Source organism: Paenibacillus sp. FA6, assembly GCF_051550225.1.
Taxonomy (GTDB): Bacteria; Bacillota; Bacilli; order Paenibacillales; family Paenibacillaceae; genus Paenibacillus_AQ.
This window is the reverse complement of the sequence record NZ_CP188820.1, coordinates 3,957,813-3,972,797: the sequence shown is the minus strand read 5'-3', so window position 1 is coordinate 3,972,797 and position 14,985 is coordinate 3,957,813. Positions and strand designations below refer to the sequence as shown.

The window sequence follows — 14,985 nt, the reverse complement described above, 5'->3', positions numbered from 1 at the left end:
GATAGGTTTGATATGATGGATCTTAATTAATGTTTGAGAAGAATGGAGCATATAATCATGTGGAAAAATGCAATTGATGATGCTATAGCCAAGACGTTAAGAAATATAGAGAAATTCGGTGAGAAATACCCTCACGTCAGTCGAAATGGGAGTTATGAATTGATTGATAATAATGACTGGACCAACGGATTCTGGACCGGAATTCTTTGGTTATGTTATGAATATACCAATGACGAACGTTTCCGTAATGCGGCCGACAAGTCAGTTGAAAGCTTTGATCAACGTTTGCAGGATCACGTAGTGCTTGATCACCATGACATCGGTTTTTTATACTCACTGTCATCGAAAGCACAGTGGATGGTTGAAAAGGATGATTCTGCCCGACAGTTAACGCTGCAAGCAGCGGACGTACTTATGAAGCGGTGGCGTGAACCAGGTCGCTATGTTCAAGCATGGGGTCAGAAGGGAGACGCTAAGGAGGAAGGACGGATTATTATCGATTGTCTTCTGAACCTTCCGTTGTTATTCTGGGCGAGCGAACAGACAGGAGACGCAGCTTATTGGGAGGCTGCTGTTACGCAAGCGGAGAAATCAAGGCGTTATCTTATAAGAGGGGATGACAGCTCCTATCATACATTCTTCTTTAATCCAGCAACAGGAGAACCGATCGGAGGCGCGACGCATCAAGGCTATACGAACGGATCAACTTGGAGTAGGGGACAGGCCTGGGGTGTATATGGATTCGCACTCTCTTATCGCTATACGAAGGACCCCTTATTCTTGGATTCCTCTAAGCGTCTTGCTAGGTACTTCCTTGAGCATTTACCTGAAGATACGGTAGCTTATTGGGACTTTAATGCTCCTGTGGGGGCAGATACCTATCGGGACAGCTCGGCTTCGGCGATTGTAGCGGCTGGTCTATTGGAGTTGATATCCCACTTGGAAGAACAGGATCCCGAACGTGATTACTTTCAGGAAATGTTAACGAAGTCGATGACCTCACTTGTACAACATTACGCCACCATTGGGGAAGAGGATGCAGAGGGGCTGCTCAAGCATGGCTCGTATTATGTGCATGGAGGATTGTCACCTGATGATTATATGATTTGGGGAGATTATTTCTATCTGGAAGCACTTATGAGGCTAGAAAAAGGTATAGGAGGTTATTGGTATGAACGCAAATAAACCGATAGTTTACGAAGATGGACTATTTAGCCTGCTGAACCTGGATTATCCGGGATTGGAGGATGTCAAAAGGGCTATCCTTGAGGAACGTTTTGAGGAAGGGTTTACGGCGTTCAAACAATATTACTTGTCTAGAACTTCACCAAGGATGTTTCTCCGCATGGAAGATGTTGCAGAGGTCCGCGAGTATGTGGGCGTGCATTGTCCAGAAGAATTACAGGAAGTGATCAAAGTGGCGGATGAAGTTGTATCCCGAACTTTCCTTTTCCGTTTCCCATGGGATATGGAACGGACTAGTGTACCTGTTACCTTCGATGGTCCAATTGACTGGAATCATATCCCTGATACCGATGTGGAATGGGCTTATATGCTTAACCGCCATCGGTATTGGCTAGCACTGGGACAGGCATACCAACTCACTGGAGAAGAGAAATACGCGAGTACCTTTTGTCTCCAACTAGAGGACTGGATAGAACGGAATCCTGTTCCCTCGGAGCAGACTAGAGATACGTTGACGTGGAGATCCATTGAAGCTGGATTACGTGCTGGTAACTGGATCAAAACATTCCCTTATATGATGGACAGCCCAAGTATGACGCCACGTCTTGTAGCGAAGATGTTAGTCTCATTGCATGAACATGCCGAATATCTAGCTTCTTCATTTACAGGCTGGAAACATATTAGTAATTGGGGTGTTCTTGAAACTTGTGGATTGTTCGAAATGGCCGTATTCATGCCAGAATTCAAACAATCCCTTCAGTGGCAGCAATTGAGCCTCGAAAGGCTTGGAGAAACAACCCGCCTACAAGTGATGAAGGACGGGATCCATTGGGAGCAATCTCCTACGTATCATCATGAGGTATTGAATTGCTATATGGATATATTGAAACTGGCCCGCAACAACATGATTCAGATCGAGGAAGCTGTTACGAAAACTGTACATAAGATGGCAGTTGCGTCTCTCTACTGGGCCAAGCCGAATCATAGGCAGATTATGCTCGGAGACAGTGATAATAATGATATCCGGTCGATTCTGACCACTGCGGCCATTTTATTTGAGGATTCCACGCTCAGGTTCGGTGGATATGATCGTATCGATTATGACAATGCGTGGAATAACGGACTAGCTGGCATCCGTTATTATGATGAATGTCCCGTCTCGGAACCACCCTTGCTATCCTACGCATTTGAACACTCGGGACACTATGTGATGCGTTCTGGTTGGGATGAGGAAGCTTTATATTTGTATTTTCGCTGCGGTCCTCTTGGAGGAGGGCACGGACATGCTGATATGCTTCATATTGATATTCATGCGTACGGTAAACAATTGCTTACCGATTTGGGGAGATATAACTACAGTGATCATACAGCGCTGCGTAAGCAGCTTAAACTATGCAGCTCTCATAATACAACGGTCGTTGATGATACTGAATTCACGGAAATTATCGATACATGGGAATTTGGGAAAGTAGCTTCAAGAACTAACAGTGAGTGGATTAGCGATCCTGCCTATGATTATGTCTGTGGGAGCCATAATGGATATAATCATTTGGATGATCCCGTATATCCCTCTAGGAGAATCATTTTTATCAAACCGCATTATTGGCTCTTAGTCGATTCTTTGACTAGTCAATATGAACATACATATAAGCAGTTTTTCCACTTTGCTCCGGGAGAGGTGAGTCTTTCACAAGAGACGGGCATTTGCCGAACCGAGAATGAGAATGATGTGAATCTTTGCATTATTCCTATTCAATCCGCAGAATTGAAGGCCGAGCTGAACGAGGGAATTATTTCTTACGAATATAATCTGGTGGAGCCAAACCATCACGTAAGCTACGAGCGCACCGGATCTGGAACGTTCTCTATGATGCATGTTCTGTATCCTTTACGGAAAGGGGAGCATATCCTTCCGATTGTGGAACGAATACCGGTGTTCCTGTACACTGGAGAGCTAGCAGACGACAGTAGTGTCGAAGCATGCAGGATCGTGATTCCACAATCAGCAGAGCAGCACATCATTGTTGTATGTCATAGACCACCTGCTCGAGCGATCGACTCTTATGTGGTGGATGGCACACAAATATTTGGAGAGATTGTGTTAATCTCTATACAAGAGACAGGGAAAGAGATCACGATTATTAAGTGAAAAAGAAGCATGGAGGGGCGCGGTAAAGAATGTTTAAAATGACCTTTTACCGAAGGATACAGATATCGTTTCTTCTTTTCATTATTGTACCTATCATTACCGTATCCGTTATTTCTTTTATTCTAATTAAAGAGACTATGGTAGAGAAGCTTCAGTTAAGTAATGAGAACTTCTTGAATGTCATTATCGATGAAATTGGAAAGACGATTGATGATGTTACGTTTGCCTCACATTTTATCGTGAATGATACAAGTTTTAAGACGTATTTAAAAGAATTTGCAGATGCAGACAAGCTGCGTAATTATGATGACTATATCAATTTCAGTGAAATCAAAGGTGTCTTTTCATTAATTACATCTAAACCATTGAATAATAACATTAGCATGTATCTAGTAAACAGAAAGAATTTTATCATACCTTCTAATGAGGAAGACTTAAAGATATTCAGTGGGAAACTGGATCCCTTGTTGGAAAAGGTTGATATTAACAAGCCGGCAACCCTTCAATGGCTAGGTATGGTCACGGACAAGTCCAGTAACGAGGGGACTTATTACATGGCTAGAGTGATCCGGGATAGTCATGAAAAAGAGTATCTATCTGTTCTTATTATTGGTATTTCTGAATCTTATTTTGAAAACCTTCTTAAGCCAGTTGAGTTTGGGAAAATAGTTCTTTTTGACGCATTAGGAAATCGTATTGCCGGTAATACTGAACTTTCATTGCATAATACAGACCCCAAAAGTTCAACCCTCCGATCCGAAGTCACATTAGACAAAACGAATTGGACCCTAGTATATGAAGCCAATAAAGAAGCATTTACGGGGGAAATATCAAAAACATTCTATTCGGGTATTGGGGGAGTTATCCTTTTCTTTATCCTATTCTCCATATCATCTATGTTTATGGCCAGAAAGCTTCATAGACCTATTCAAAAATTGCAACGAGTGGTTCGACAATTTGGTATGGGAAACCTTGATGCAAGGGTCGAAGTGAAGGGCGGAGATGACATTGCTGAGTTGGGCCATACATTAAATACGATGTTGGATCAACTTAAGGGACTTATTTACGATATTGAGCAAGAACAAGAGCAGAAAAGGATCATGGAACTAGATGCATTGTTTATGCAGATTCGACCACACTTTCTGATTAATACGCTGAACTCCATTAAATGCAGCTTAATATTGCAAAAGGATCAACTGCATAGCGGAATTATCGATTCGTTAATGAGTCTACTCCGCGCCTATTTGAAGATCAATGAACCTACAACATTACTGGAAGAGTGCGAGCTGATCGGGCACTACATCGATATCATGAAGATTAGGAATGAAATTCCAGTGGAATGGGTACTTGATTTAGAACCAAGCTTGAAACAGTTGGTTATCCCTAAGTTGATGCTGCAGCCATTAATTGAAAATGCCATAGTACATGGATTAGTGGATAATCCTCAGGCTAAAATTTCTATCCATGCTAGCAGAGAACAGGATTGGATTAGGATTGAAATCGAGGATAACGGAAGTGGTATGGAAGAAGAACTACTATCGGGTCTGAACGATCAACTCCAATTTAATGATAATGAGCAGTATGCATCCTATACAAGGGTGGGCCTTATCAATGTGGTTCAAAGGTTAAGACTTTCATTCGGCCCAACCGCAACAATGTCTCTCTGTCATAATGCAATGGGTGGAGTAACCGCCATTCTACAAATTCCTGTTCATGACCGCTATGTTTTTTTATCGAGAGGACTAAACTATGATGCATAAAGTAATGTTAATTGATGATGATGTCCCTATGCTTAAAGTATTGCAGCAAATGATTGATTGGGAGTCGCTCAAGCTACATGTCGTTGGATCAACCTATTCGAGTGCAAAGGCTCTTCTTATGTTTGAAGAGACATCGCCCGACATTGTTATTACTGACATCGGTTTACCCAAAAAAAGTGGAATTGAGCTGGCGATGATCTTTCGTGAAATGAAGCCGGATATTAGAGTGATATTCTTAACCTGTCATGAGGATTTTCACTATGCTCAGCAAGCGGTACAGCTGAATGCGGACGATTATCTGCTCAAAGATAAACTGACGGCGGAGCAGCTAGAACAAAGTTTAAGGAAATCGATAGGCTTGCTATCGAGGATATCGACTAAAATGGATAAGGAAGTATCGAGTTATAACAGTGAACTGTTTAAACAAGGTCTGATACAAAGAGTTATCGATGGAGTTCATCCCGGATCGACTGTAGAATATGCAGCTCGGCTTGGTATCTCATGGGAGTACGCTTGCTTTATGATGGGGACTGTAAATATTCATTATTCAACATACGAACAGCGTTATGTCCAGAGCAACCTTCCTTTGATATCCTATGCTATTTACAATATTTCGATGGAATTATCTGCATCTTATCAGGGAATAACGTCGTTTATAGAGCATGAGAAGCTTGTTATTTTATATAATTACCGGGATAATCTGGCGGATAATGCCTATCTCCATTTTCAAAAGTATTTACAGGAACTACGGAATCACTGTTCTCATTTCTTGAAATTGCAATTGAGCACCGTCACCGTGACAGATAAAATGGGATTGCAGTCGATCGGAACTTTCTATCATCAGATTGTTCAATATAAGAATGAATTTTATGAGAGTAATGAACTAGCGGTTACGGATGTACAACTCTTTTTGAAGAACATGTTCTTACCCTCTCCTCAAGGGTTGCTAGATCCGTACAAATCGGATATTGAACGTGCAATATTGAAGAATGATACAGAGAGCATTTGTAATATCGTATCGGCCATGGGACGGAATGCACAGGGGAAACGAATTGAGCCAAGTGAGCTTGTTCAGGATTTGTTAACTCTACTACGCAGTATTGATATCATGTTTTCAAAATGGAAGTCAGATGAAGCGATCTATTCTTACTTGCCTTATGCAAGGACATTAGAGGATGTCATGGAACTGGTCGTAAGTAAATTTGTTCATATTGCGCAATACCACCAGAAGGGTACGAGGCAGGTCGTTCAGGAACCGAAATTACAAATTATCCAACATTATATTGATAAGCATTTATCTGAAAATATTACTTCAATCGATATGGCTCGTTATTTATTTCTGAATTCGAGTTACTTTTCGCGTTACTTTAAGCGATTAAGCGGTATCAATTTTACAGATTACGTTCATCAATATAAGATGGAAATTGCTACAAAGATGTTGAAAACATCTAATCAAACGTTTGAATCGTTAGCGATGGGGCTTGGATATTCGGACAGAACCTATTTCTCAAAAGTATTTAAGAAGTATATTGGAATGACTCCTAGTGAGTATAAAACAAAGCATTCTATAAACAGATATATAAATAAATGAGTTAAGTATTACAAAATATGTAAAAAGCCTATCCCTTCATGCTGGATAGGCTTTTTTATGTGAATCTGCTCTACAAAAAGTCAAAATAGTGCTCATACTTGGTCATAATCTATCCCCTGCATATGGTGGTTTTCTATTATCATTAGCATTAACTTATTAAACGTTGAGGTGATACGAAGTGGAAGCTACTAAACCAACCATTACTCCTGAAATGCTTCAGAAGCCAAGTAGATTTTGGACTCCAAGGCGGAGAGAAGCTTTGATAGGCTGGTTGTTTCTTGCCCCAGAAATCATAGGCATGCTATTACTAAATGTATTTGCTCTTGGTTTCTCTCTTTACTTAAGCTTTACCTCTTGGGATCTTTTATCAGGGATATCAGGAATTAAATTTTTGGGGATAGATAATTACATTCGCATGTTTCAAGATCCAACCATCATGAGAGCGTTAAAGAATAACTTGATGTATACAGTGATGACGGTGCCCATTCCTATGGTCATTGCACTGATATTGGCGGTTCTTATTCATAACAAGGTGTTCTGGAAGGATTACTTTAAAGTTGTATTCTTCATTCCCTATATTTCGTCCATCATTGCGATTGCGGCAGTATGGAGTGCATTGTACCACCCATCGCTAGGGCCGATTAATCAGTTCCTGATGGACATAGGGATTTCCAATCCACCTAAATGGCTTGTGGACCCCAACACGTCACTCATAGCCATTGCGATCATTACTTCTTGGGCAGGACTCGGATATACCATTATTATTTATTTGGCCGGGCTTACAGGTATATCGAATGAACTATATGAAGCTGCGGAAATCGATGGTGCAACTTCCTTAACCAAGTTTTTCAAGATCACAGTTCCATTGCTTAGACCGACAACCTTTTTCTTGTTTATTACGATGTTAATCGGTTCATTTAAAGTGTTTGATATCATCTCCTACTTGACTGAAGGAGGACCAGATAATTCCTCTACGGTCATCGTATTCCGGATTTATGAAGAAGGATTCGTGAATTATAACATGGGATACGCTTCAGCTATATCATGGCTATTGTTTGCCATCATTGCTGTTATTACTGCGGTAACCTGGAAATTTAGGAATGAGGAATAGTTATAAAAAAGGAGGGGCTTTCGTTGCTATTCATTAAACAAAATATTTCAAAACTCATCACTACCGTTATGATGGGTGCGCTATCTATTTTCTTCTTGATTCCATTCGTATGGATGATCTCATCTGCTTTTAAATTTGAAAGGGATGTTATGCGTTTCCCTATTCAATGGATTCCTAAATCCACAAATGTACTGTATAATTTCAAAGCAGTTTGGATGGGGAAAGTATCATTCTTTCATATTTATTTTAACTCTATTAAAATAGCTGTCATGGTAACATTAATTGCATTAATCATTTCCACAATGGCGGCTTATGCCTTTACGAAGCTTCGTTTCAAGGGGAGAAATTTAGTGTTTATGGCTCTGATTTCATTTATGATCATACCGGATCAGGCGACATTAATTCCTCGTTTTATGTTGGTTCGTTGGTTAGGTCTTTATGATACTCATACAGCGTTGATTTTTATGGGGATGTTTTCTATTTACTTCACGTTCCTACTTCGGCAATTCATGATTGGCATTAGCGATGAGTATATTGAGGCGGCTAAAATTGATGGAGCAGGTCAATTAAGAACATTCGCATCCATCGTTATTCCGCTATGTAAGCCAGTAATTGCAACGGTTGCTATCATTAAATTTATTTGGTCATGGAATGATTACCAGAACCCTCTTATCTTCTTGCAATCTAAGGAACTGTATACGATTCCGCTCGGTATGACCTTGTTCAGGGATGATTATACGACCAATGACGCGATTATGATGATGGCATCATTGTCAGCCATTATTCCATTACTCATATTATTTATCGTATTGCAGAAACAAGTTATTAGTGGAATTGCACTTGGTGGTGTGAAAGGTTGACCCTTAAAAGGGGAAAGTCAAAATAATGATCCTTATACCTCAAAATTGTACACTTGTACTTATCAGTTAGTCACTATACTGATGTTGAAAGATGATGGTTATTCAATTAAAGGGGGCAAGGAAAATGAATCGAAAGAAGAGTAAACGTAATTTTTTAGTTTCAATATGTCTAATGTTAGCTATTTTCACTGTACTAAGCGCATGTGGTAGTAATTCCAAAACGGCTGAACCATCGAATGCTGAAGTTGCAGGGGATAAGAAAGAAGAGCAAGTATCTATCAAGTATTACAACTGGGATAATGCGGATACAGAAGAAGGTACGAAAGCGATGCTGAAGGAATTCGAGGGTCTGAATCCGAATATCAAAGTTGAGCATGTTGTCCTTGTTCCGGGTAATTCCGTGGAAATGTTGAAGAAACTTGATTTTTTAATTTCATCAGGTGAAGCGGTTGACGTAGTCAACGTTCCGAGTGCAGGTGCAGTTGTTGAAAGAGCAGCTAGAAGCGCATGGGCCCCACTGGATGAGTTCTATCAGGCCGAGAACATCGTTCCTGAAGATGAATATTATGTTAATCCAAAAGTGGATAACAAATATTATGGTATGCAGATGACGGCGGGTTACCAGTTTGTATTGTTAAACAAGGATGCCCTGGATGAGGTTGGACTACCTGTGCCAACTTATGGCTGGACATGGGATGATTTCCGTGAATATAGTAAGAAGTTGACCAAAGGTGAAGGTGTCGATAAACGTTACGGATCGTATTTCCATACATGGGAATTGTATATGAATGCCCCGGCACAGACGGTTATGAAAGATCCATTCCGGTATGATGATGGAACGACTATCTTGTCTGATCCGACTTATAAATACTTCTTCCAACTACGCAAGGATATGGAAGCGATAGATAAATCGACTAAGCCTTACTCGGATGTTCTTGCAGCTAAACTTAACTATCGTAGTGAATTTTTCAGTGGTGATGCTGCCATGATCCTATCAGGAAGTTTCATGATCCCTGACCCAGGTAATCTTGAGCAATATCCACATGACTTTAAGACGGCGTTTGCTCCGGTTCCGCTTCCTCCAAAAGAGGCGTTACCAAAAGATTATGGGGACGGAAAGTATTTTGTAGGTGGCGGACAACTTGCAATGGGGGCAACTTCAAAGAACAAGGAAGCATCATTTAAATTGATGCGGTTCATGTCAACAGAAGATTCACAATCAAGAACAGAGTTTTCTGGTTCTAAGAAATCAGATCAGAATACGCTTCTTGACCGGTTGATCGGTACGAATACTGACAAATATGATGTTGAATCACTTAAAAATACGTTGTTTGGTTCTGACATTAAATATTTGGATTCCTCAGAAATTGTTACTATAAGCACATCTGATTTAACGAAGATTATCAATGACGGATTTAGTAAATTTATGCTAGGAAAAGATTCGATTGATGATGTTCAGAAATGGATGGTTGATGAAGCGACGAAAGTTATTGATGAAAAAGAGTCCAAGTAAAGAAATATTGAAGTGAATTAAGAACCGGGGAGCTTTGAAGCAGTCTATACATGGCTGCTTCAAAGCTCCTCTTTTTTCATGACGATTAATTAGAGTATCTGTAACTAAGAAATTAGGAGTAAGAAAGGGTGAGCTAGCATGGTCAATTTATTTACATCATTACCTGTACCAACCCAGCAGCAACTTCGTTGGCAGGATCTTGAGCTAGGGATGTTCTGCCACTTTGGAATGAACACGTTCTGTGATCAGGAGTGGGGCGAAGGAAATGATTCACCGTCCCTATTCAACCCGGTTGAGCTGGATGCTCGCCAGTGGGTACGTACCGCCAAGGAAGCAGGATTCCGTTATTTCGTGCTTACAGCCAAGCATCATGATGGTTTCTGTCTGTGGCCGACTTCAACGACTGATTATTCGGTAGCCTCCAGTCCTTGGAGAGATGGGAAAGGGGATATTGTACAGGACTGCGCGGATGCTTGCCGTGAAGAAGGAATTGGCTTCGGTCTATACGTATCCCCTTGGGATCGGCATGAGCCATGTTATTCTGATCCGCAGGAGTATGATAAATTCTACGCTAAGCAGTTGGAGGAATTGCTGACAGGTTATGGCACGCTCGTTGAGATCTGGTTCGATGGGGCGGGCTCAGAAGGTAGAGAGTACGATTGGACACGAATCATGAACTTGATCAAGCAATATCAACCAGATGCCATGGTTTTTAATATGGGAGCACCGACGATACGCTGGGTTGGCAATGAAGATGGACTTGCCCCTTACCCTTGCTGGAATACAGCCGAATCGGCTCGTGTGAGCATGTTCAGTGAGGCGTCACTGAAATGGCTGCCTGAGACCCCCCGCTGGGTGCCAGCCGAATGTGATGTACCCATTCGTAAGGATCGATGGTTCTGGCATCCTGATGAGGAGCATCTACTGATCTCATTAGAGCAATTAATGGACATTTATTACCGATCGGTCGGTCATGGAGCAACACTACTTCTGAATATAGCACCAGATAGCCGTGGACTTATGCCGGAGGTGGACGTGAATCGCGTCATTGCGTTAGGGAACGAGATAGAGCGTCGATTCGGTCATTCTCTTGCAGAGATGACGGGTGAGGGTGACAAGATCGAACTTGAGTTACCTGAGAGTCTCATCATTGACGATATTATCATTATGGAAGACATTGCTTTCGGAGAACGGGTACATGACTATATTATTGAAGCTCAATCTGGTGGCGAATGGGTAGAGATTATCCAAGGAAGTGCTATTGGACACAAAAAGATCGACCAGTTCAAACCGATATCTGCGGACAAGGTACGTTTAAGGGTGCTCGGGGCGATTGAACGTCCAATGATAAGACGATTTGCTGTGTTTAATAGCAAATGAATTAGTGTGTTCACGATGTTAAACAATACAGAAGGAAGTGGAAAACATGAGTCGATTGGAGTTGAAGGAAGGGCAGTATTTCCTGCACGGGGTGCCTTACCGTATATTGTCGGGTGCGATACATTATTTTCGAGTCGTCCCAGAGTATTGGATGGATCGTTTGCAGAAATTGAAAGCGTGCGGATTTAACACTGTGGAAACCTATGTTCCCTGGAATTTACATGAGCCGCAGGAAGGCCAATATCAGTTCGAAGGGATTGCTGACATCGTTCAGTTTATTGAGCTTGCAGCCGAACTGGATCTACATGTGATTGTTCGTCCTAGTCCTTTTATTTGCGCGGAGTGGGAGTTCGGGGGATTACCTGCGTGGCTCCTCAAAGACAGCGATATGCAGCTCCGTTGCTTTGATCAGGCCTATTTAACCAAGGTGGATCGGTATTTTGACCAAATCATCCCTAAGCTTGTCCCACTGCTCTCTACGAATGGCGGACCGATTTTGGCGGTTCAGGTGGAGAATGAATATGGAAGTTACGGTAATGATACTCAGTATCTGGAATATATTCGTAATGGGCTTTTGCAGAGAGGGATAGACGTGTTGCTGTTCACTTCAGATGGACCTACTGACGAGATGTTGATAGGGGGCACGATAGAAGATATTCATGCTACGGTGAATTTTGGATCTCGTGTTACAGAATCGATTAATAAATACCGGGAGTATAGAGAATCGGAGCCACTCATGGTTATGGAATTCTGGAACGGTTGGTTCGATCATTGGATGGAACCCCATCATGTTCGTGAGGCTTCTGATGTGGCAGACGTATTGGATGAAATGCTGGAGAAAGGCGCGTCGGTTAATCTATACATGTTCCATGGTGGGACGAACTTTGGATTTTATAATGGTGCCAATCATATTAAGACCTATGAGCCTACGGTTACTAGCTATGATTATGATGCTCCGTTGACAGAGTGGGGGGATGTAACGGAGAAGTACAAGGCAATCCGAAAAGTGTTTGACAAGCATGGCATTCAACCTGGCTGTCCGCTACCGGAACCGATCCCTAAATATTCCTATGGGAAGGTAACACTTTCAGAGAGTAGGTCATTGTTTAGTCAGTTGGATCAACTATCTGTGCCGGTGGAGCAGACCGCCATCAAACCTATGGAGAAGTTGGGACAGGCTTACGGCTTTATTCTCTATTCGACCTGGGTGAAGGGACCGCGATCAGCACAAAAACTGTATATTCAGGAAGTTCGCGACCGGGCACAAGTCTTTCTTGATGGACAGCTATTAGGGGTTGTAGAACGCTGGGATCCCAAGCCATTGGATATTACCGTGCCTAAAGAAGGAGCAAGACTTGATATCCTTGTTGAGAACATGGGAAGGATCAATTACGGTCCTCTTATTCGTGATCCTAAGGGAATAACGGAGGGCGTATTGCTTGATAACCAGTTCCAGCATAATTGGACGATACGGTCGCTCCCTCTTCATCCCAAATCCCTTTCTTCTGTGTGTTATGAGAAGACGATGGTTGATTCATCATGTGGAAGTGGGGAGACTCCTAAATTCTATAAAGGTTATTTCGAGGTGGATCGGATAGGAGATACCTTTCTACGGTTTGATGGCTGGAAGAAGGGGGTAGCATGGATTAATGGCTTTAATCTGGGTCGGTATTGGGAGGTAGGCCCGCAACGTACGCTGTATATTCCAGGACCACTGCTTCGGAAGGGGCGTAATGAAATTGTGTTATTCGAACTTCATGGCTATTCAGATGAGCCAGTCATCACGCTTGTTAACCAACCTGATCTTGGAATAACTGCCATGGTGGACGACCGAGTGTTGAATTTCGTTCAAGATGAGTAGTCCCGCTCAGCCGAGCAAAACCAGGAAATGATTATATCTGCGACTGGACAAACAGCAATCGACGCGTTATCCGTTTTGCATGCAGATGGGTGGAAGTTCGAAACGAAATTCATCTATATATATTTTAGTAGAGGAGATGTCTGAGAGATGAGAACAAAAGGCTTTTTTGACCGACTGATGCCTGCTCCCAGAAATGGCGGGTTTGCCATGGAAGGTTACTGGATCTGGTGTGGTTCTGTTGTGCAAGGAGAGGATGGAAGGTTTCATATGTTCGCCTCGCGATGGCCCAAGCATCTGCCGATGCACCCGGGCTGGCTTGTTCAATCGGAGGTCGTGCGCGCCGAGTCCGATACCCCGCAAGGACCGTATGTATTTCAAGAGGTCGTTCTGCCAGCAAGAGGGGCGGAATATTGGGATGGACGGGCAACTCATAATCCTCATATCGTTAGATATAACAATACGTATCTCCTCTATTATATGGGAACAACTCATCCTTTTGAGGATGTTAATCCGGGTGAGGGATTGGATTTGGACGACCCCAAGGTGATCGTTGCCAGATCCAACAAAAGAATCGGTCTGGCAACAGCCAACAGCGTAAATGGTCCTTGGACGCGTCTTGATGAGCCTATCCTGGGTGTGCGCCCTGGGAAGTTTGATAGCTACTTAACCTCGAATCCGGCACCGATCGTTCACGAAGATGGCTCCGTGCTGCTGATTTATAAAGCCAGACAATATGAAGGTAATCATTTCAGCGATATGGCTCTTGGTGTGGCATGGGCCAACCATTTTGATGGTCCTTATCGCCCTCTTAGTGATGAACCAATTTTCCCACCCTCCGATATTCACTTAGAGGATCCCTTTATATGGAAAACGGACTGCGGCTACGAGATGATCGCCAAAGATATGGACGGATATGTATGCAACGAGAAGCATGGTGGCATACATGCATCGTCGGAGGACGGACTCCATTGGAGGATCGCGGACAATCCGAAGGCTTACTCGAGGAATGTGACCTGGGATGATGGAACAGTAACACAAATGGGGAATTTTGAAAGGCCATTTCTACTGTTCCAGGAAGGTCGTCCGACGCATTTGTTTGCAGCTACAGCAGATGGAGAAGGGGGATTCTGCGGGCAGAATACCTGGAATATGGTCATCCCTTTAGATCTATAATGGTACGAAAGCTTCATGGCTTTGGAATCTTTCTGGGGCGTAATGAAATAAAAGCGAAGTCCAAAAAGGGACTCCTCCTTCAGGTCCATAATTAGACCTGAGGGAGGAGTCCCATTTGATTATTTACGGATGCTACTCAAAAAAGCAGATTACGAGTTAGAACGACCCGATAATTGTTGTTCTGCTATTTGTACTAGGCGCTTGGTGATATAGCCTCCCAAAGAACCCATTTCACGGGAAGTGTAGTTGCCATAGTAACCATCTTGAGGAATTTGAACACCTAGCTCTTGTGCTGCTTCCATTTTCAATTGTTGCAAAGCAGCAGTTGCTTGAGGGACTACCAAGTTATTGGAACGACTGCTCCGACCTTGACCTTGTTGACCTGCTTGACCCATGTTTGTC

11 protein-coding genes are annotated in these 14,985 nt (G+C 42.5%); 10 read left to right on the top strand and 1 reads right to left on the bottom strand.

Translation table 11 applies throughout. The features are described from left to right. The first annotated feature begins 57 nt into the window (after nt 1-57). The 10 genes from ACP8HI_RS18355 to ACP8HI_RS18310 all read left to right on the top strand — a co-directional run bounded on the left by ACP8HI_RS18355 (nt 58) and on the right by ACP8HI_RS18310 (nt 14,583). Complete coding sequence (locus tag ACP8HI_RS18355; RefSeq protein WP_438347623.1) at nt 58-1,185, top strand: glycoside hydrolase family 88 protein; 1,128 nt, start codon at nt 58-60, stop codon at nt 1,183-1,185. Further along, entirely contained in the window at nt 1,172-3,334 is a 2,163-nt protein-coding gene (locus tag ACP8HI_RS18350) for an alginate lyase family protein (protein ID WP_438347622.1), read from the top strand. The genes ACP8HI_RS18355 and ACP8HI_RS18350 overlap by 14 nt, the downstream gene beginning before the upstream one ends. Nucleotides 3,335-3,363: 29 nt before the next feature. Beyond that, complete coding sequence (locus ACP8HI_RS18345; protein ID WP_438347621.1) at nt 3,364-5,094, top strand: sensor histidine kinase; 1,731 nt, start codon at nt 3,364-3,366, stop codon at nt 5,092-5,094. Beyond that, a complete protein-coding gene (locus ACP8HI_RS18340) occupies nt 5,084-6,685 on the top strand; it encodes a response regulator transcription factor (RefSeq protein ID WP_438347620.1) in 1,602 nt (533 codons plus the stop codon). The genes ACP8HI_RS18345 and ACP8HI_RS18340 overlap by 11 nt, the downstream gene beginning before the upstream one ends. A gap of 211 nt (nt 6,686-6,896) precedes the next feature. Beyond that, nucleotides 6,897-7,796, top strand: a complete 900-nt coding sequence (locus ACP8HI_RS18335) for a carbohydrate ABC transporter permease (RefSeq protein WP_438351894.1) — start codon at nt 6,897-6,899, stop codon at nt 7,794-7,796. A gap of 68 nt (nt 7,797-7,864) precedes the next feature. Further along, nucleotides 7,865-8,656: a carbohydrate ABC transporter permease gene (locus tag ACP8HI_RS18330; protein WP_438351893.1), complete on the top strand. Its 792-nt coding sequence runs from the start codon at nt 7,865-7,867 to the stop codon at nt 8,654-8,656. A 124-nt stretch (nt 8,657-8,780) separates the two neighbouring features. Next, complete coding sequence (locus ACP8HI_RS18325; RefSeq protein WP_438347619.1) at nt 8,781-10,169, top strand: ABC transporter substrate-binding protein; 1,389 nt, start codon at nt 8,781-8,783, stop codon at nt 10,167-10,169. Between the two features lie 138 nt (nt 10,170-10,307). Continuing rightward, nucleotides 10,308-11,549 (top strand): alpha-L-fucosidase, encoded by a 1,242-nt coding sequence (locus ACP8HI_RS18320; RefSeq protein ID WP_438347618.1) that lies wholly within the window; start codon nt 10,308-10,310, stop codon nt 11,547-11,549. A gap of 46 nt (nt 11,550-11,595) precedes the next feature. Continuing rightward, nucleotides 11,596-13,410, top strand: a complete 1,815-nt coding sequence (locus tag ACP8HI_RS18315; protein WP_438347617.1) for a glycoside hydrolase family 35 protein — start codon at nt 11,596-11,598, stop codon at nt 13,408-13,410. Between the two features lie 147 nt (nt 13,411-13,557). After that, a complete protein-coding gene (locus tag ACP8HI_RS18310) occupies nt 13,558-14,583 on the top strand; it encodes a glycoside hydrolase family protein (RefSeq protein ID WP_438347616.1) in 1,026 nt (341 codons plus the stop codon). A gap of 149 nt (nt 14,584-14,732) precedes the next feature. On the opposite strand, the gene ACP8HI_RS18305 is transcribed toward ACP8HI_RS18310, so the two are convergent. Then, complete coding sequence (locus ACP8HI_RS18305) at nt 14,733-14,978, bottom strand: small, acid-soluble spore protein, alpha/beta type (protein ID WP_438347615.1); 246 nt, start codon at nt 14,976-14,978, stop codon at nt 14,733-14,735. Nucleotides 14,979-14,985 lie beyond the last annotated feature (7 nt).

What these genes read in the sequence shown, in the direction of transcription:
- ACP8HI_RS18355 (WP_438347623.1), top strand. Translation starts at nt 58, where the DNA reads ATGTGGAAAAATGCAATTGATGATGCTATAGCCAAGACGTTAAGAAAT.
- ACP8HI_RS18350 (WP_438347622.1), top strand. Translation starts at nt 1,172, where the DNA reads ATGAACGCAAATAAACCGATAGTTTACGAAGATGGACTATTTAGCCTG.
- ACP8HI_RS18345 (WP_438347621.1), top strand. Translation starts at nt 3,364, where the DNA reads ATGTTTAAAATGACCTTTTACCGAAGGATACAGATATCGTTTCTTCTT.
- ACP8HI_RS18340 (WP_438347620.1), top strand. Translation starts at nt 5,084, where the DNA reads ATGATGCATAAAGTAATGTTAATTGATGATGATGTCCCTATGCTTAAA.
- ACP8HI_RS18335 (WP_438351894.1), top strand. Translation starts at nt 6,897, where the DNA reads ATGCTTCAGAAGCCAAGTAGATTTTGGACTCCAAGGCGGAGAGAAGCT.
- ACP8HI_RS18330 (WP_438351893.1), top strand. Translation starts at nt 7,865, where the DNA reads ATGATGGGTGCGCTATCTATTTTCTTCTTGATTCCATTCGTATGGATG.
- ACP8HI_RS18325 (WP_438347619.1), top strand. Translation starts at nt 8,781, where the DNA reads ATGAATCGAAAGAAGAGTAAACGTAATTTTTTAGTTTCAATATGTCTA.
- ACP8HI_RS18320 (WP_438347618.1), top strand. Translation starts at nt 10,308, where the DNA reads ATGGTCAATTTATTTACATCATTACCTGTACCAACCCAGCAGCAACTT.
- ACP8HI_RS18315 (WP_438347617.1), top strand. Translation starts at nt 11,596, where the DNA reads ATGAGTCGATTGGAGTTGAAGGAAGGGCAGTATTTCCTGCACGGGGTG.
- ACP8HI_RS18310 (WP_438347616.1), top strand. Translation starts at nt 13,558, where the DNA reads ATGAGAACAAAAGGCTTTTTTGACCGACTGATGCCTGCTCCCAGAAAT.
- ACP8HI_RS18305 (WP_438347615.1), bottom strand. Translation starts at nt 14,978, where the DNA reads ATGGGTCAAGCAGGTCAACAAGGTCAAGGTCGGAGCAGTCGTTCCAAT.